Annotated in this window: 16 protein-coding genes, 2 tRNA genes and 1 pseudogene; 1 reads left to right on the forward strand and 18 read right to left on the reverse strand. The window is 32.4% G+C overall.

Annotation, left to right across the window (positions count from 1 at the left end):
* Positions 1–164: 164 nt before the first annotated feature.
* Positions 165–1,004, reverse strand: coding sequence for an XAC2610-related protein (locus tag ACMA47_RS05235; protein WP_413928951.1), 840 nt, complete (start codon positions 1,002–1,004; stop codon positions 165–167).
* A 10-nt stretch (positions 1,005–1,014) separates the two neighbouring features.
* The gene (locus ACMA47_RS05240; protein WP_413928952.1) at positions 1,015–1,302 is read right to left on the reverse strand and encodes a hypothetical protein; all 288 of its coding nucleotides are present in this window, start codon (positions 1,300–1,302) and stop codon (positions 1,015–1,017) included.
* Here ACMA47_RS05240 and ACMA47_RS05245 point away from each other — a divergent pair.
* Complete coding sequence (locus ACMA47_RS05245; RefSeq protein WP_413928953.1) at positions 1,301–1,489, forward strand: hypothetical protein; 189 nt, start codon at positions 1,301–1,303, stop codon at positions 1,487–1,489. The two genes, ACMA47_RS05240 and ACMA47_RS05245, sit on opposite strands and share 2 nt — an antisense overlap.
* Before the next feature lie 415 nt (positions 1,490–1,904).
* On the opposite strand, the gene ACMA47_RS05250 is transcribed toward ACMA47_RS05245, so the two are convergent.
* The 16 genes and pseudogenes from ACMA47_RS05250 to ACMA47_RS05325 all read right to left on the reverse strand — a co-directional run bounded on the left by ACMA47_RS05250 (position 1,905) and on the right by ACMA47_RS05325 (position 19,686).
* Positions 1,905–1,978, reverse strand: a tRNA-Asp gene (locus ACMA47_RS05250).
* A gap of 292 nt (positions 1,979–2,270) precedes the next feature.
* Positions 2,271–3,458 (reverse strand): glycosyltransferase family 4 protein, encoded by a 1,188-nt coding sequence (locus ACMA47_RS05255; protein WP_413928954.1) that lies wholly within the window; start codon positions 3,456–3,458, stop codon positions 2,271–2,273.
* Positions 3,458–4,591, reverse strand: a complete 1,134-nt coding sequence (locus ACMA47_RS05260; RefSeq protein WP_413928955.1) for a glycosyltransferase — start codon at positions 4,589–4,591, stop codon at positions 3,458–3,460. Before ACMA47_RS05260 ends, ACMA47_RS05255 begins: the two co-directional genes overlap by 1 nt.
* Positions 4,591–5,691, reverse strand: a complete 1,101-nt coding sequence (locus tag ACMA47_RS05265) for a hypothetical protein (RefSeq protein WP_413928956.1) — start codon at positions 5,689–5,691, stop codon at positions 4,591–4,593. The genes ACMA47_RS05260 and ACMA47_RS05265 overlap by 1 nt, the downstream gene beginning before the upstream one ends.
* Entirely contained in the window at positions 5,675–6,595 is a 921-nt protein-coding gene (locus tag ACMA47_RS05270) for a glycosyltransferase (RefSeq protein WP_413928957.1), read from the reverse strand. Before ACMA47_RS05270 ends, ACMA47_RS05265 begins: the two co-directional genes overlap by 17 nt.
* Entirely contained in the window at positions 6,592–7,809 is a 1,218-nt protein-coding gene (locus tag ACMA47_RS05275) for a hypothetical protein (protein WP_413928958.1), read from the reverse strand. The genes ACMA47_RS05270 and ACMA47_RS05275 overlap by 4 nt, the downstream gene beginning before the upstream one ends.
* 62 nt (positions 7,810–7,871) lie before the next feature.
* Positions 7,872–8,870 (reverse strand): glycosyltransferase, encoded by a 999-nt coding sequence (locus tag ACMA47_RS05280; RefSeq protein ID WP_413928959.1) that lies wholly within the window; start codon positions 8,868–8,870, stop codon positions 7,872–7,874.
* Complete coding sequence (locus tag ACMA47_RS05285; protein ID WP_413928960.1) at positions 8,857–9,288, reverse strand: serine O-acetyltransferase; 432 nt, start codon at positions 9,286–9,288, stop codon at positions 8,857–8,859. The genes ACMA47_RS05280 and ACMA47_RS05285 overlap by 14 nt, the downstream gene beginning before the upstream one ends.
* Position 9,289: 1 nt before the next feature.
* Positions 9,290–10,543 (reverse strand): oligosaccharide flippase family protein, encoded by a 1,254-nt coding sequence (locus tag ACMA47_RS05290; RefSeq protein ID WP_413928961.1) that lies wholly within the window; start codon positions 10,541–10,543, stop codon positions 9,290–9,292.
* Entirely contained in the window at positions 10,536–11,546 is a 1,011-nt protein-coding gene (locus ACMA47_RS05295; RefSeq protein WP_413928962.1) for an NAD-dependent epimerase, read from the reverse strand. Before ACMA47_RS05295 ends, ACMA47_RS05290 begins: the two co-directional genes overlap by 8 nt.
* Entirely contained in the window at positions 11,546–12,712 is a 1,167-nt protein-coding gene (locus tag ACMA47_RS05300) for a nucleotide sugar dehydrogenase (protein ID WP_413928963.1), read from the reverse strand. Before ACMA47_RS05300 ends, ACMA47_RS05295 begins: the two co-directional genes overlap by 1 nt.
* Positions 12,713–12,726: 14 nt before the next feature.
* Positions 12,727–14,022 (reverse strand): annotated as a pseudogene (locus ACMA47_RS05305) (nucleotide sugar dehydrogenase).
* 53 nt (positions 14,023–14,075) lie between these two features.
* Positions 14,076–16,421, reverse strand: coding sequence for a GumC family protein (locus ACMA47_RS05310; RefSeq protein WP_413928964.1), 2,346 nt, complete (start codon positions 16,419–16,421; stop codon positions 14,076–14,078).
* A 3-nt stretch (positions 16,422–16,424) separates the two neighbouring features.
* Entirely contained in the window at positions 16,425–17,135 is a 711-nt protein-coding gene (locus ACMA47_RS05315) for a polysaccharide biosynthesis/export family protein (RefSeq protein WP_413928965.1), read from the reverse strand.
* Positions 17,136–17,467: 332 nt separating this feature from the next.
* Positions 17,468–19,381 (reverse strand): polysaccharide biosynthesis protein, encoded by a 1,914-nt coding sequence (locus tag ACMA47_RS05320; RefSeq protein ID WP_413928966.1) that lies wholly within the window; start codon positions 19,379–19,381, stop codon positions 17,468–17,470.
* A 231-nt stretch (positions 19,382–19,612) separates the two neighbouring features.
* Positions 19,613–19,686: transfer RNA gene (locus tag ACMA47_RS05325), tRNA-Asp, on the reverse strand.
* Positions 19,687–19,791 lie beyond the last annotated feature (105 nt).

The raw sequence follows: 19,791 nt of genomic DNA on the forward strand, positions 1-19,791 counted from the left end.
TGGCTACCCAGTACAAATATCAGACCTAAATTTGAATCCTAAAAGACATTCTTAAAAATACCGTAAAAAAACGGAGGCTTTATCACTGTAAATGAGGAGTTATAGTTTACAATTTCAAAAAAAACATAGATTTTAAAGGTATTCCCAGATATTGAAAAAAAGCATTATTCGTCCGTATTTTCTTTTGTAGAAATCCATTCTAAAATTCCGTTTTTACCAAAGCGATAAACATCCTGATGCCATCTTGCACCACCTCTGCATCCTGTTATTAAAAACTTTTTCTCTTTTTCTACTGTGACATCACATAAACATGAACAGCTTGAACGGGAAAAATCTGGTTCTTTAAGCTTTTCAAAACGTTTGCTTTGTGGATTATACAGATAAATTTCAAACATTCTGTAAACACCCATTCCGTCATCGGGAACAGAAAATGCGATATCATCATAACCGTCAAAATTATAGTCTTCGATAATACTCTGTCTTGCAAAAGAAGGTTTATCGGGAGACTGAAGTTCTATGGCTGTCTTTTTTCCATCGGAATAAGTAATGATAAAATGATTATTATAAAAATGGTTAAAGGTAAGGAGTGCAGCATGCAGAAGATATGTATTGCTTCCGTTATATTTTTTTTCATCCTCCATCATTTCCATCTTAAACTTTCTGTTGTCTTTTGCTCTTGTATAGGTAATGTTCGAAGCAGTATGATGCATCATTTCGAACGTATATATTCCAGTGACTTTACCATCAATTATTTCATTCCAGACGTAATAATTAATATCCAGCTGCCCGTCACTTCTTCCACTGTCATCTACTTTAAAACTTTTAATCTGTAAAGGAATAATTTCTTTCTTCCCGGAATATTGTACAAAAGCTCCTTTTCCCTTAGTTCCGTAATAAAGTGTCAATCTAAACTCTTTTGCTTCTCCTACTGATTTTAGAATGAATGGCTGTGCAGAGATTACTACAGAAAAAATTATAAAACAGAATAAAAACAGTTTTTTCATATGGTTCAGTTTAGATAAAAAGGTTCAACACAAATCTTACAATCCATAAAAAAACTATAAACAACAGGATTGCAAACTGAACTTTATTGACATTTTTATTCCCGAATTTCCATACGAGAATACGATCTATAATCATCACCAGCAATAAAGGAACTAAACTAAACAGGATATACATTCCAAATAGAGCATCAGGTGCGGATGGCCCATTCATCATAACGATGGCTGCAATCAATCCGGCAATCATAGCTATGATACCTGTAATAAAAAAGAGGGTCCAGTTTTGAAATTGTTTTTTCATGAATATACGATCAGTGGTTGGTTATGTTGAAACGAATATTGAATCTGTAATAATACAATATCCAAAAAGCCAGCCACGGCAGATTCATAATCAGAAAAACGATCGTTTCTTCACCGTCAATCTTTCCATCAGTGATCGTGAAAAAGGAAAAAACAGAAGCTGTAAGAGGCAGCAGAAACCAACATAAAGCCGTTTGTATTTTACTATGAAATTTTTGTAAGAGAGAAAGGAAGCTGCTTAAAGATAATATGCTCAGAAATAATATCCAGAAAATGGTAAACCCATACACTAACCCACTCATATCACAATTCCTCGGCCTGTCTCCTACTTCTTTCGTAAGACTTAAAAACAAGATTAAAAGCACAAAAGAAAGCAGTGTGGAGATTAGCCACGTTTTAAGTATTGAGAATAAAATAAATTTTCCTTTTGACATTCAACTTATGCTTATTCGCTAAAGTAACAATAACCATTCAATATACAAAACCGGAAAATCCCTGAAAAACCTGTCAGTAAGTTACTTCTGATAATAATCGGCTATTATTTCCAATCTGTTTATCAATAAGGGAAAATAAAAAAGTCTTCTATTTCTAGAAGACTTTTTGCGATCCGGACGGGACTCGAACCCGCGACCTCCGCCGTGACAGGGCGGCATTCTAACCAGCTGAACTACCGGATCAATTTTTTAAGGTAGCATTTGCTTTTTAACTGGTGCAAATATATAGCTTTTTTTAACTTTTCCAAAGAAACGTATTTCTTTTCTTTCAAAGCTATTGTTAAGATACAGATTTTCAAATATAAAAAATTTAATATAGCGCTGCACTTAATACTCTTCTGCCCTATTTTACTTAGAAAATTTAAGAAAGTCGATTATAAAAACACACACAAAATCAACATTCTTGTTACTTTAAATTCTAAGATGACCCGCTATCTATCATTTGTAAATACAACAGGTTCTTTCTCTTGATCATTTATTCTGTTTGCTCGATAACTTCAACAAATTTTTTACACAAAATGGATTTGTCATAAACTGTTTCAGCTAATTCCCTTGCATTCTGTCCCATTTCCTTTACCAATTCAGGATTGTCTTTCAGATAGAGTACTTTTTGTACAAGTTCTTCCGGACGGTTTGGGTTTACATAATATCCGCAATGGTATTTTTCGGCTATATCTTTGGTCCATCCGGCAGAGTTTACAATAATTGGTTTTCCGGCAGACAACGAATCGAAAAGCTTGTTTGGAGAGTTGGTATACAAAATCGGAATATCCAAAAAGGAAATCATCGAAACATCCGAAAAATTGACAATCTCAGATACGTCAGTCATAGGAAACTTTCCAAGAAATTTCACGTTTTTAAGATTGTTTTTTTCTACTTCTTCTACCAAATCTTTTTCGGTAGAACCTCCTCCTACAAACAAAAATTCTATATCTTCTCTATTGTTTAATAATTTGGCAGATTCAACAATTGTCTGAGCACCATTTGCCAATCCCAGAGAACCAAAATGAACTAGTTTGAAAGAATCTTTTTTTAAGCCGAGCTTTTCCATCAATTGATCATTTTTCCCCCTAGGCCAGAATTCATCCATTTTAGCCATATTAGGAATCATTGATGTTTTTTCTTTTGGAATATACTTTACAACTCCAGCCTGCATACCGGGAGAAAGAGCAATAACACGGGAAGCATTTTTATAAATCACTTTTTCCAGCAGACGAGTCGTTTTTATTGTCCAACTGTTTTTTATGGCTCCCATCTGTATTGGCACCTCCGGCCAGAGGTCTCTTACTTCAAAAACAAAAGGTTTCTTTTTAAACCACTTTAATATAAGTGCCGGAATACCTATTGTAAGAGGAGTAGATGTAGCAATCACCAAATCGATATCTTTCTGTTTCAATCCTAGCACAGACGATTTGTACATAAATTTCAAGAAAGCCTTTAACCTTCTGGAAACACTCATATTCTGGTCGTAGTCTTCTTTTATATAAACGACTTCAATACCATCAATTTCTACAATTTTAATATCCTCTGAAAATTTGGATGATGAGGTGAGCATGGTAACTTTATGCCCATTTTTAATAAGTTCTTGTGCTAGCCAGTACGATCTTGTTCCTCCGGGTTCCTGGGGAGTTACGAAATATTGGTGGATGTATAATATATTCATTATTTTTTTTCTGTATATAATTGTTGATAAACTTCAGCTATTCTCTTCCAGTCATGATTTTCTAACAATTGTTCAATATCAAAACTATAATGATCTCGTTTTTGGATTAAACGTTCAAGTCCTCGTTCAATCGCAGAAACAGAAGTGTCTTCCACTTTTTCTCCAATAGAATCATCATAAAAACCGTCGATCCCTTCATTTTGCGTGTACATCACCGGTAAGCCTTGCAGAAGCGCTTCTATATAGACCAAGCCAAAGGTTTCTGCTTTGGAAGGCATTGTAAAGAAGTCGCTTCGTTCGTAATAGGATTTTAGAACAGGCAGACTGTCTACTTTTCCTACAAACTCAAAGGAATGATCATTTTTAATAGAATCCAAGATTCTTTTCTCGTCATTTCCTCCTCCTCCAATCAGTGTTAATTTTATTTTATTCTGAATTTTGTGATTATGATTCTTAACAGCGCTAATAAGGTTAAAGACATTTTTGCCCTTATTGAATTTCCCTATATAAAGCATCTGAATGCTTTTTTCATTCTCAACAATTTTCCTGTTCACAACCTTTGATTCTATCCAGAAAGGGTCTACACCATTTGGAATCACCATTAGTTTTTGCTGTACATCGCTCATGATATGAGACAGGCGTGGATCTTCAAGCATTCTTTTTTTATAGACTGCAGAAATGGTTATGATCTTATTTGCATTCTGAAGTATTTTTTGTCCGTAGCCTCTTTCGTGCAGAAAATACTTCAAAAACACATTAAGATCCGTATTGCGTACTGCTAATATGTATGGAATATTATATTTTTTATGAAGCTCATAGGCCACTCCACCATCGCTGTACCATGTATGAGCATGAATAAATTTGACGGTCTTGAGGTCTATTTTTGCTTCAATGTCTTGTACTATTTTTTTAATTTTTTTCTTATACAAAACCCGATCTGCATATTTTGATAAAATATGGCTGTAGATAATCTGAGAGCGGGTACTTTTAAAATCTATTTTATTTTTCCCTATTCTGGAAGATTCTCTAAATGGATTATATACAATCTGCTCTACCCCGTTATTATCCAGTTCCCTCACTAAATTTTTATAAACTGTAGATCCTGAGTAATCGTTTGTAATGTGAAGTATCATTATGGATAAATTGAATTAAACTGCAGCTCTAAAGAAGAGTTGCTAATTTTATTACTATAATTTGCAAGGTTTTTTTCGAACAGGGGATATAAACTTGCATCAAAATAGATAAGTTTCATCCAGCCATCCGATATTTTCCAACCTGTATTCTGAACACTTGGATCTGTAGTACCATCTACATTATCGGCAATACTGTCTCCTTTCAGAATTTTAAGTTTCAAGGTATTACAGAGGTAATTGAAATTAAAGTTAGCCCAATTGGCATTTCCCAATTCTTTTGCCTTTATTAAATATAATACGACATGATTTCCATGTGATACATCCTGTACGACCGGTTTATAATTCTTAATTTTCTGTAATGCCTTACAAAAAGTATCAGGATACGTACTGTTCCACGTGTAATACAAAACGCTACCTGCGCTCTTGTTTAAAACCAACGCTTTTTTCAGCTGCTGATCAAACTGATTTACAAATAAGCCATATGAATTTTTATTGGATTCATCATACTTCATCAGATAGAGTGCAACAATGGCCCAGTTTGCTCCTGTATGAAGCCTCTGATGAAACAATAATGAATAATCTCCATATTGGCTGAAGCTTCTGTCTTTCCATTTATCAAACGAGTATTTTAAACCATTTTCTATCGCCGGCTGGTAATTTGTATACAGCTTATTCTTGGCTAAAATATCCAAAAACTCACCAATGTATCTGAAAAAATATCCCTCTGAAATTAAATGTTCCTGTCCGTTCGCTTTTGCATTCTGATTGCCTTTTCCTGCATTCATCACCCAACCATTTTTCTGGTATGAGGCATTCGAATTGGTATCAATCAGAATTGGTTTAATGACAGAAATATTAGTATCAATATATTTTTTATCTTTTGTTTTAAGATACATATTGTTATTTGCATTGATAAAATATCCCAATGCCATGAAATCGTAAGTATTTTTACTCACCGATGACAATTCCATTTTCCGCAGACCAAAACTTTTGGATGCCTGCATATCTGCATTATACCTGCTTACTCTGTTTTGCTGAGCAAAAGAAAAGCTAAATAATAATAACGCGCTAAGCTTTATAAAATCACTTAAATATTTCATAATTATTAATATTATAATTTTGAATCAGATTCTGTAACTGCTTATCATTACCTCCATCTGCCACGTTTTCCTGGCTTAGCTTAAAGAGGGAATTTTTATTTTCAATGGGAATTAAGTTTGAAAAATAATTGGATTTCACGGTCTTTGTCTTATTCAACTGAGCCATCATATTCAGCCAGACATCGTCTGCCATAAAACATAAGCTGACAAAAGCATCTTTGTTTAAAACTTCTTCACTAAAAAAATTAGTCTTATACAAAGTTCCTCCCCCACTTGTGTGAAATAGATCAAATGCCGGTCCAAAATTTCCAAAAACTTTTTTCCATTTGGAATATTTGCTTATTGTATTATCCTTATTTCTAACAATCTTATGCGCTCTATGGCAACAAATTGTATCAGGAAATTTTTCATGTAAATCCATTAAATCTTTAATGATATTCGATGGATAAAAAATGTCATCATCTATGGTTATGATAACGTCGTTTTGATATTCCTTAAACGCATAGTAATATTTTTTATGAGACCTTAAATCTTCATCTACAAATCTTATTTCCAATTGTTTCTTTTTATAGTAACCAATAAGATTATCCGGTATATCTTTCAATTCATTCGGAAATTGATCTTTTGCCAGATACAATACAATTTTGTTTGGCAGCAGACTTTGTCGTAGCATACATTCTACAACCATCCATAATTTGGATATCCTTCCTGGAAATGTTGTCAATGATACGATAATATTTTCCTTATCACTTAAATGCAACCTTGAATCTTTTTTTGTAAAATTAAGATATAGTGGTAATATCAGATTGCTTAGTTTTCTAATAATAAACCGGAATAATGATTCGATCTTATTTTCTTTAGATCTTAATGAAGAATAAACCCTATCTAAAAAATCAATTATCATGTTATATTTTTATTTTTGATCATGCTACTTTGTTTAGCAACCACATTATTAACACCTAGCCCAATAAAAAGCAACAACAAATACATGTTCAAATTTGCTAACCCTTTAAAATTTAAAACAATAATCCAGGATAATACGATTAAACAAAATGCTTTGAAGATCCACGAAGGGCTTTTTTTTGACAATAAATAACATAAGTATGCCTGATACATCATATAGAGTACAGTGAAGATTATCCCAAAATAGAAAATCATTCGAACATACCCTATATCTGATCCCATATAATATGAACCATTTGGATTTTGCATCCTTCCATCTCCAATGATCCATGTTTTTAATGTCTTTGGAAATTTATACATACTTATAGACCCTTCAGTTGAAGAACTTGTAAGTTCTCCACTCTTTTGATAATTAATAAATAATTCAAAAACAAAATTAAAAACTCTGTCAATACGCTCTTGATTTCCTATTGAAATCATTATTGAATATATTAACATTGTTAATATAAAAATTGATGGGATAACCTTATATATAAGTCTAAGCGTATTTCGAGGATCAATCAAAAGATATAAAACTAATCCTAAGCAAATGGCAACAAAAAATGTTCTTCCTGTCATCAATCCAGCAATTGTGATTAACACAAAGGCTATTATATAAATTGTTTTTCTTTTATATAAATCAGTTTTTAAATAGGGAAGAATAATAGCTATAAAAAAAGCAACAGCATATTTTATTACACCAGTAAAAAAAGCACTTCCAACACCTATTAATCTTTTTTCAACCTGTCCTAACCTACTTGTTAAACCTTGACTCGCATTTTGAGATAATAAAGAAGTATAGGCATCAAATATAGATGGTACGAAAAAGAAAACCAAAGAAATAATAGCCTGTAACGCTGCAATAATAACAATTGAATCTAATAAATTATTAACAATTTTATTCTTATTAATTTTATATAAAATATAAATGATAAGATAAGCTGGAAAAAAATACAAAAAGATATCAAAATGATCTTTAAAATAGTAAAGATCAAGTGAACTATAGTTCCAGTTCTGAACAATTAATATTACAACTAAAATTAATAAGGAAGCAAAATAAAATGAGCTGAGATTTTTAATACTAAAGACTAATTTTCTGTATGGAATATCCATGAAAATAAATCCTAACCCCAATATTTGAATAATTCTATCTGTTGGGATAGGAAAAAATTTCATATATATAGGATATATATAGCAAAATAATAATACATATAAGAATATTTTATATTTCATTTATTTTACTGAATAATTTTTGGATTTTTTCTAATATGATTTAAGATTATAGTTTTCTTAAGAGAATTAGGTATTCTATTATTAAAAAAATCGTGTGTTATGAAATAAAACAGACTAGAAAAACTATAATTATCTAATGATAAATAAAAACAAATAATAAAATTTGTAAGTTGATTTCTAAATAATAATTCACTTCTATCTTGAAAAACTTTTAGTTGTTTGATTTCGGTAATTGTTATTGTAGAAGGAATTTTATAACTTCTTTTAGTATTTTTACTAATAAAAAACTCGATATGATCTCTTATTATTTTACTTTTATTAGTTCTCTGTAATTGTTTTTTATTACTAGTGATTTGATTATTTGTTATTCTATATTTTAATAATATATCTTCAAGATTACCGATCTTTCCAATCTTAATAATAGTATTCCACAACTCATAATCTTGAGTCACTAAAAAATCCTCATTATAACGAACTCCCATTTCAAAAAAAACCTCTCTCCTAATGATAGCAGTAGGATGTGGTAATGGAGGATAAAGTGGACTGGGTATAACAAATTTTTCTAAAATTTTTATCGAATCCGTCTCTATTTTTAGGAGTTCACTTGTATTACCAAATTTTTCTATGCTACCACCTGAAGCTAAAATGTCTTTATTTGAGTTCATAAAGGCTATTTGCTTTTCAAACCTATCTTTAAAAGAAATATCATCAGCATCCATTCTGATAATATATTGCCCCGTAGACATGCTGATGGCTTTATTTAGTGACTTGGTTAAACCTATATTAGATTCATTAATAATGAAAATAACTCTGTTATCACTTTCACAAATTGAATGTATATATTCTTTTAATTCAATATTATCTGGTTTATCTAAAACTATTAAAAACTCAAAGTCTTTAAAAGTCTGATGAATAATGGATTCGATTGATTCCTTAACCCAATCAATCTTTTCATTATAAACAGACATTATTACACTTGCATTAACCATACTATTTTTTTTCAATCTTTTTTGCAGGTACTCCTGCTACTATAGCGTTCTCTTCTACATCAGTAAGAACTAACGAACCCGCACCGATGATGGCATTGTTTCCAATTGTTACATTACCAATTATTATACTGTTAGGATATACCGTTACATTATCACCTAAGGTTGGATATTTACTAGTCTTATAGTTTGCCGTATCTTTAGATCCAATGGTAACATTTTGATATATTGTACAATTATTTCCTAAAACAACTTTCTGTCCTATAACAATTCCTATTGGGTGAGGAAAGTTTGTTTTTTGTTTTTTTATATACTTAAGACCTACTGTAATGTGATTATTAATAAAAATTCTTACATTATTAAGGCAAAATATACTGTAAAATAAATTATACACATATTGATATAGCTTTATTAAATTTCTATATAACTTCTTCATATTAAATTAGTTTTTCTTTTTTACAGATAATATATCTATAGAAAGTATCAACAAAAAACGATAATAAATAAACACCAACAAATACATATATATTAAAGTCTATTTTTAGAATAGTTTTAAGTAATAAGTAAACTAGAATATATATGAAGCTTGATATAATCATACTATAAAGGACATGTCTATCATATCCATAGACGTTCAAACAATTTCTTCCCAACATTGTTCCAATGGAATATATTGGAACCATCACACTCATTAAAATCAAAACAGGATATGCATTTTTTATTTGATTATTTGAAAGAAGATCAATTGCTATATTTCCAAAAGCTATATATAAAATAGTCATTGCTATAGATATTACTGTAACGAATTTCAAAAGCTTTAAAAAGAATTTTTTATTTTTTTCCTTCGCTAGCTTTGGAAAAACCGTTTGGCTAATTAAATCTATAACAGTATTTGCTATATTTAACAACTTTGAAATTAAATCAAACACAGCAACCTCATTAAAGCTAAGAACATTCTTAATTAAAATAAGATTTAAATTTGATTTCAAAGAATTAGAGCCAAGTGCCAATCCCATTATATAGGAACTTTTTATATGATAAATAGTCTCTCTAAACGAGGGCTTTATTAATCTAATTCCGTCTTTATAAAGAATATAAAGTGAACAGATAATCCCAACGAGTGAACCAGCTAAATTTATTATAGGAAAAAGTATATAGTCATTTTTTGATTTGATAAAAATAAAAATACAAATAAAGAAAATCACCCTGCTGGCAAGAGTAATCATCGTTATATATTTCATTTTTTCAACTCCCTGAAAATAATATATTGGGAAAAAAACTTCAAATAATCCTAGCCATAATAAAGTATATAAAAATAAAGAAAAGTGTTGATGAATATCATTTATATATATGCTCAACAAATACAAAATTAAAAGCGAAATAACAAAAAATAAAACTTTAGCGAAGTAAGTAGCTGATATTATTTCTGATATTCTTAATAAGTTATCTCTATTTTGGGATATTTCTCTAGTTGTCGTAATACTGAATCCAAAGTTTACGAAAATAACAAAATATCCAACAACCGCCTGAGAATATATTAATAATCCATAATTACTTTGACCTAAGGTTTTCAATAAATAAGGATAAGTAAAAAGCGGTAAAAACAATGTTACAATTTTTATAATTGATAAATAAGAAAAATTCTTTACCAATCTTTCGTTGTTTTTAATTATGCTGATTACCTTATTCATTTGTATAATCACTAAACCATTCAACAAATTTTGAAACGCCTGTTTCTATGGGTACAATACACTTATATCCTAATTCATTCAACTTAGTAGTGTCTGCCCAAGTTCTTACAACGTCTCCCGCCTGCATTGGCATCATTTTTTTACTTGCTTTTAATCCTAGAGAATTTTCCATGCACTCAATAAAATATAATAATGATACAGGAGATCCATTTCCAATATTGAATAATTGATAAAAATTATCTTTATTAGGGTGGTTAAGAGTAACGATGATTCCCTCTACAATATCATCGATATAGGTAAAATCTCTACTCATTTCTCCATTATTGAAAACCTTTATTTCTCTATTATTGGTCATCGCATCAGCAAATAGCATAGGTGCCATATCTGGTCTTCCCCAAGGTCCATATACTGTAAAAAATCGCAAACCAGAGGTTGGAAGTTTATATAAGTGACTATAAGTATGTGCCATTAATTCATTTGCTTTTTTAGTTGCAGCATACAAACTTACTGGCTGATCTACTTGATCGTTTTCACAAAACGGAATCTTATCATTTTCACCATATACAGACGAACTTGATGCATATACTAAATGTTTGATTTTGTTGTGTCGACAGCATTCTAACACATTTACAAACCCTACCAAATTACTGTCAACATAAGCCATCGGATTTTCTAAGCTGTATCTAACACCTGCCTGGGCAGCCAAATTAATTACATAGTCAAAATTTTGTATTTTAAAAAGATTTGGCAAATTTTCTCTATCCTCTAAATTCAAACGTATAAAACTAAATTTTGAAAATGTAAAGGATTCAACTAAATTATTTTCCTTTTCGGCTTCTGATCTATGTATACCTAATTCTTTTAAACGGTCATATTTCAGGTTTATATCATAATAATCATTGATATTATCCACACCTACAACGACATAACCAAGATTTAAAAGTGCTTTACTTAAATGAAAACCAATAAATCCAGCGCAACCTGTTATTAATATTTTTCCCATTAGTTATTTCCAAATAAATCTCTAGTATACACTTTACTTTGAACATCCGATAGTTCAGTAGTATTACGGTTAGATATAATTACGTCACACTCTTCCTTAAATTTCACTAAATCTTTTACCACTTTGGAACCGAAAAAATATTCTTCCTTAAGAGCCGGTTCAAACACTTCAACTTCCACACCTTTAGCTTTAATCCTTTTCATTACACCCTGTATGGCAGATGCTCTGAAGTTGTCTGAGCCTGCTTTCATAATCAGACGGTAAACGCCCACTTTTTTGGGTTTTTTAGCAAGTACAGAATCTGCTATAAAGTCTTTACGTGTTCTGTTTGCATCTACAATTGCCTGAATAATATTATTAGGAACAGCATTATAATTTGCCAAAAGCTGTTTGGTATCTTTAGGCAGACAATATCCTCCGTAGCCAAAAGACGGATTATTATAATGTGAGCCAATTCTTGGATCCAGACCAACACCTTCTACAATCTGGCGGGTATCCAGTTCATGGATCTGTGCATAGCTGTCTAATTCGTTGAAATAAGCCACACGCAATGCTAAGTAGGTATTTGAAAACAATTTAATGGCCTCTGCTTCTGTAGGATTTGTAAATAATACTGGAATATCCTTTTTTATGGCACCTTCTTTCAGTAATTCTGCAAAAATTTTAGCGCGCTCGCTCTGTTCTCCCACAATAATTCGGGAAGGATATAAATTATCATAAAGGGCTTTACCTTCTCTTAAAAATTCAGGAGAAAACACCACATTATTTATATTTAGTCTGCTTTTTAAATCTACAGTATAACCCACCGGAACCGTAGATTTAATAATAATTACAGCTTCAGAATTATATTCTGCAATTTCATTTATTACATTTTCAACACTGCTTGTATCGAAGTAATTTGTTGTAGGATCATAATCTGTGGGTGTGGCAACAATAATATATTCAGCTTTATCATAAGCTTCCTTTCTATCTAAAGTAGCTTTAAAATTAAGCTGTTTCGTACTTAAAAATGTACTGATTTCTTCATCCTCAATTGGAGATTTTTTAGAATTAAGCAATTCTACTCTTTCCTGAACAATATCTAAAGCTACAACTTCATTATGCTGGGCCAATAAGACGGCATTAGACAAACCTACATATCCTGTTCCTACTACTGCTATTTTCATTTTCTAATTTCTTTTTATAAACGATTATCGTATTTCTCTAAAATTCCTTTAACATCATATACAATTCCTCCTTCCTTCAGATAATGAGAAAGATCAATATTCAGGAACTCATTATGAGAAACAGTGAGAACAACTGCATCAAACTTCTCTTTGACATCTTCCACAGAATTTGTAGATTTAATGCCATATTCATGCATTACTTCTTCCGGGTTCGCCCACGGATCATACGTTGTCACATTGATAGAATAGTCTTCCAGTGCATTAATAACATCTGCTGCTTTCGTATTTCTTACATCCGGGCAGTTTTCCTTAAAGGTGATCCCAAGATTCAGCACTTTGGCATCCGGAATGTTGATTCTTTTCTTAATCATCGTTTTTACGACCTCGGAAGCTACAAACTGCCCCATAGAATCATTCAGTCTTCTTGCCGTAAGGATAAGCTCAGAATAATATCCTACATCCTGTGCTTTCTGGGCAAGATAAAAAGGATCTACCCCAATGCAGTGACCTCCTACCAATCCGGGCTTGAATTTCAGGAAATTCCATTTCGTTCCTGCGGCTTCCAAAACTGCGTGTGTATCAATATTCAAGAGATTAAATATCTTTGCAAGCTCATTCACAAAAGCAATATTAATATCACGCTGTGAATTTTCAATTACTTTTGATGCTTCAGCTACTTTGATAGTCGGTGCCAAATGTGTACCCGCTGCAATTACAGATTTATATAATTCATCTACTTTTTTACCAATTTCCGGTGTAGAACCTGAAGTTACCTTTAAAATCTTCTCTACGGTACGTTCTTTATCTCCCGGATTGATTCTTTCAGGAGAATATCCTGCAAAAAAATCTTCGTTAAATTTCAATCCTGAAACTTTTTCCAGCACAGGGATACATTCTTCTTCTGTAACACCAGGATAAACAGTAGATTCATAAATAACAATATCTCCTTTTTTCAATACCTTTCCCACTGTTTCAGATGCTTTATATAAAGGTGTTAGATCGGGACGGTTATGTTTGTCTACCGGTGTAGGAACAGTTACAATATAGATGTTCGCATCTTTAATATCTTCTAGATCAGCTGAGCAAAGTAATCCTTTTGATGAACCTGAAAATGGATTCTCTTTTACTAAAACTGGCTGCTATACTTCATCTTCCACCTCCAAAGTAGAATCTTTTCCGCTATTAAGTTCTGCAATTCTGGCCTGATTAATATCAAAACCAACAACCGCGTATTTTGTTGCAAATAAACGGGCCAGAGGTAATCCTACATACCCTAATCCGATTATCCCAATTTTGTTCTGTATATTCATATTATATGTGATGTTCTTACTTTATTTAAGGTTTATTTTTGAAGGTAAATTGATTATTTATTAAAAAGCTTCTGCCACCAGTTTTTCTTCTTATCAGCTGTATATCCATAACCGTAGCCATAGTTGTAACCGTAGCCATATCCTCCTACATTTTTAGCAACATCATTAATTACGAAAGACATGTTTCTTATTTTTGATTCTTTTACGAGCTTATTTGCAAATTCTATTAATATTCTTCTTGATACTCCTGATCTTACAACATATAAAGAAGCATCGGCTGTATCTGAAATACTCAATGTATCTGAAACAAGCATCAGAGGAGCCGAATCGATCACAATATATTCGTAACGGGAGGACATCTCACTGATAAGCTTCTGATAACGACCGTTAGAAAGAAGTTCCTGAGGATTCGGAGGGATAGATCCCGCATAAATTACATCACATTCAGGGTTGGTATCGGAAGTATGGATAAGATCTTTTATGTCTGTTGTCTCATCATATAAATATTCCGTAAGACCAGCATTCTTAACACGCTCGTCATCATATCTCTGTATCTGCGGATTTCTAACATCCGAACCGATTAGTAATGATCTTCCGTTTTTACTTCCCAATGTCAGAGCAAGATTCACTGAAACCAATGTTTTTCCTTCTCCTTTCACTGAAGAAGTTACCAATATAACTTTCGCCGAGTCTTTCTTAGGAAGTAAAAATTTAAGATTGGAAACCAATATTCTGAATGCTTCAGCCAATTCTGAAAAATCATTTTTCTGTACAAGGTGAAGCTGAGTATCTTTAAGAGCAGGAATATCTGCCAGTACACCAAGCGATGAATTTTCTGAAATATCTGTACGGTTGTAGATTTTATCATCCCACATAAAGAAAAGATAAAATATCCCTGCAGGTAAAAGCAACCCTAATATAAGTGCAGCCAAAAGAATTATAATCTTCTTTGGAGAAACAGGCCCATCAATCGTATAAGCAGGATTTACAATTTTAGCTTTAGGAACATTAACAGAAAGATTGATCGCATTTTCTTCTCTTTTCTGTAAAAGGAAAAGGAAAAGCTGTTCTTTAAGATTCTGCTGACGTTCTATACCTCTGTAAACTTTCGACTGTCCGGGAACTTTTTCAATCATTCCTGTATTGGCAGAAATCTGACTGTTTATCTGCGCAATAGATGCCTGAATTGTAGCCTTTTGCTGGCTTATATTATCTCTTACAATTTCTTTCAATGAAGAAATTTCTTTATTCATTTCTATTACCGCAGGATTCTCATTGGTTGCCTGCTTCAAAGTTTTGTTTCTACTGATAACAAGACTATTATATTGTGAAATTGCCTGTTCCAAAGAAGGGTTTAATCCTAAATTAGAAGGCATAAGCTGATTGGAACCCTTTGAAGCTTCAGATTGAAGAGAGTTAAGGAGATCCAGCTGCGTTTGCTGAAGAAGAAGTTGTTTTGTATTGTCGGTCGTATTTTGAAGTGCCAACTGCGCCTGTGCCTGCAAGTCGACAATTCGGTTACGGTTCTGGAAATCTTCTTTCTGATTTTCAACTCCGGAAAGATCCCGTGAGATAACTTCTAATCTTTTATCAATAAACTCCTGAGTATTTTGAGCTTGCAAGTTTTTATCTCTTAGCCCGTCCAGATTATACTGTTTGGTTACTTCATTAAGAATAGCTTCTGATTTTTCAGGAACAGTTCCTATAATGCTTATGTCCATAAGCATCGCTTTCTGATCCGGAAGATCAACCTGAATCTTTTTTTCCAAAGATTTTACCTTCTCCAGAGGATTCCAGAACACAATTTTATATTTATCTTTAAAGATAAGTCCCGGAACTTTTTGGAGAACTACAGTTCCGAAATTAAGAGCCAGATTTTTATTGAAACTGCCTTTTACTGTTTTCTTATCCTTATCCTCTAAAACGAAATCATTTCCATTGACTTCTTTTACAAGATATTCGGACGAAACAAATTTCTTGATATCAGTTCTATAAGATATAATTTTGGCTTCGATAGGTATTTTTGTGAATAATTCAGAATCCCTTATTTCCCCAGAATTATAATACTGTACATTGAGATTAAGGTTTTCTACAACCTTCATCAGAATAGGTCTGGAACTTACTACAGCAACCTCACTTTTAAGCTCATCTGCATTTCCCAAGCCAAGCCCAAGATTGTCAAGATCAATCAAAGCACCACTTAGATCAGATTGTTTTTTATCAAATTTTAGAGTTGTGGTAGACTGATACTGAGGTATAGCATACCGAAGATACACAAAAGCTACGATAACAAATAATAATACAGATGCTATAAACCAAGGCCATTTGCTTAAATACTTTCCAATGATCTTTCTAAGATCTAAAGACTCTTCACTTTCCTGAAATTCTATCTGCTGCATATTTTATTTTCGAGTTAAAGCAATAATAAGTGTACCAGCTGTCAGTAATGCACCAATAATCTGGAATGTAAGGGCTCTGTTTGGATTAGAGTTGGCCTGAACCTGTTTGTTTTTGTCCGGCTGTACATACAATATGTCGTTCTGCCTCATATAATAGTATGGTGAATTTACAATATCTGATCTTGTAAGGTCAACGTTGACAACCTGATCTGATCCATCATCTCCGGAACGGATCAATTTTACATTGGTACGGTCTCCAAAATCTGTCATATCACCTGCAAGACCAAGAGCCTGGAAAATGTTGATCTTTTGGGAAACACTTTCTTTCTGTCCAGGATTCTTTACTTCCCCTAAGATGCTTACATTAAAATTTTTCAGGGTAATCGTAACCAAAGGGTCTGTCAGGTATCTTCTGAGCCTGGTTTCAAGGTCCTGTTTAAGCTGTATCTGTGTCATTCCTTTTGCGAAAACATTTCCCAATACCGGGAAGTTTATATATCCTTCCTCATTCACGAGATATTCGCTTGGCTGTACATATTGATTAACTCCAGTACTGCTTGCACTTCCAACTTTATTAGCAGTATTAAGATTGAAGGGTTTTACAGCAATTTCATCTAATGCAGAAACAAGGATTAACAGCACGTCACCTTCCTGAATATGCAAGCCCTGAAATTTTGCTTTCGCAACCTCCTCTTCCATATTATGTTTCGACATATATACCATATTCTGCTTCGGTCTGCATGATAACAAAATAACCGATAGCAATGTTATATATGTAATAATCTTTTTATTCATATGTTGTTTATTCTAAGTCTACTTGTGTTATTATTTAAAATCTATCTGAACTAAATTTAATTTAAGATACCTAATCGTAAGAAAATTAACCACATAAGTATTCCATATTTACAAGGAAATTAAGTAGGTGAGAGGTATTTTAATCTTTATATTTAAATTAATTCTTTCTCTAGCAATTTTCATTCCGTTTGGAATTAAAATAGCAAAATTATTATTTTATATTAGTTTTTTATGTATTTTATTCTTTAATTTCATTCATATGCTTTATGTTCAGATATTTTGTCAAGAATTTCAAATTCAGAATTATTGCTTTTAAATTCCGGTACAATTATTTTTAATATGCTCACAATCTGCAAACTATCTTTATTCATGGCTGAAAGAATGATTTGCTTGCACAAAATATCTATATCTTCAAACTTCATCAATGGATCTCTGGATATCATAATTTTCTCATGATGGGTAGGAATAGTCGTAGAATTATCCGTTAAAAGTTCCTCATACAGTTTTTCCCCAGGTCTTAACCCAATAAAATCAATTTTAATATCGATGCCTGGAGTATATCCTGATAATTTAATCATTCTTTCCGCTAAATCCAGAATTTTAACCGGTTTACCCATATCAAAAACATAAATCTCTCCTCCCTGCCCCATTGTTCCTGCCTGAAGTACCAATTCGCAGGCTTCAGGAATCGTCATAAAATAACGAATGATATCGGGATGAGTAATCGTTACCGGACCTCCTTTTTCAATTTGTTTTTTGAAATGTGGTATTACTGAGCCATTGGAACCTAATACATTTCCAAAACGCGTTGTTATAAATTTTGTTGTATTCTCCGAAGAATTTTGTAGCGACTGTACAAAAAGTTCAGCTGCTCTTTTAGAAGCTCCCATTACGTTGGTGGGATTTACAGCTTTATCTGTAGACACCATCACAAAACGATTTACATTATATTTTTTCGATAAGAGTGCTACATTTTTAGTTCCCCCAATGTTGACAAAAATAGCTTCATGCGGATTATCTTCTATTAATGGTACGTGCTTGTAGGCTGCTGCATGATAAACTATTGAAAACTGATAATCATCAAACAGTTTTTCCATTCGGGAATAGTTTGAAATATCAGCCAGTATAAATTTAAACCTTTGGTTTGGGAACCTTTCTAATAATTCGAGCTGCAACTCATATAAAGGAGACTCAGCCTGATCTACCACAACAATCAATGATGAATTTAACTGAGCAACCTGCCTTACAATCTCACTTCCTATAGAGCCGGCTCCTCCGGTTACCAGAATATTTTTATTAACATGAAAACATTTTACCTCATTGTTTTCTATTTTAATTGTAGGACGGTTCAGTAAATCTTCAATCTGAAGAGGGCGGATACTTCTCACCTTATCATCCTCTTTTATGATATTGGCTACTGGCACTTTTAACACTTTCAATCCTTTATCCAATGCAAAGCTAGTCCATTCTTCTATCTCTCGCTTTGTCATCACATCTTTGATTAAAACCGCATCAAATTGTTCTTTCAGATTATCGTTCTTAAGAAATTGTTTTTTATTATAAATTTTATGGCCAAGCAACCTTGCTTTTTTAGAATCCGATCTTGCACTAAGAAATCCTGCCAGCTGATAGGGATGATCGGGATTGTGAATAATAGCCTTTGCTAATGACACGGAAGTATCCTCTACCCCTACAATAGCAATTCTAGCTTTGGATGGAGTATCTTTAGAATCTATTAAGACACCGAAAAGCTCTTTGATTGCCATTCTGAAAAAGAACATCAGAAAAATAGAGATAAAGAAAAATAAAAAAAGGACAGGATATAAAAATACTGGTTTACCCAATATCAGTTCTGACATAAAATTCAGTCCCAACAAGACAATAAGAGCACTGCCTGAAGACCATACAATTTTAAAAAAATCAAAAAAAGTAGAATGTCTGATAATTCCTGCATAAGTTTTGAACAGAACTATACACAGAATATTAATAAGCACCACAGAAAATATTTTTTCCTTTTGATACTTAATAAAGTTGAGTTTTACCTCCAGACTATTCAGAAGAAAATATGAAACTAAAATTGAAAAAAAAATGACTGAAACATCAATAAGAAAAACCGACCACCTGGGTATATACCTTAACTCCCTGATTTTAAAAACATTCCCCATACACAAATAAACCTAAAGTATCTTTTTCATTATTTCAACAATTGGTGGTTTTTATTATCGAGCGAAGATAATAATTATTATTAATATTTTTAATAGCATACGTTAATTTTTATTCAAAATATAAATTGCTAGTGCCAAGATATTTTAACCTAAAATTCATACGCATACTCCAAAAAAAAATACTGTAAAATTTGCATTTTACAGTATTTCGACTACTTTAATTGGTAGTTGCGATCCGGACGGGACTCGAACCCGCGACCTCCGCCGTGACAGGGCGGCATTCTAACCAGCTGAACTACCGGATCAATTTTTTTTAAAGAAATTGAGAAAACTTCTGCGATCCGGACGGGACTCGAACCCGCGACCTCCGCCGTGACAGGGCGGCATTCTAACCAGCTGAACTACCGGAT

Origin of the sequence: Chryseobacterium sp. T20 (assembly GCF_047345655.1) — a bacterium.
Lineage (GTDB): Bacteria > Bacteroidota > Bacteroidia > Flavobacteriales > Weeksellaceae > Chryseobacterium.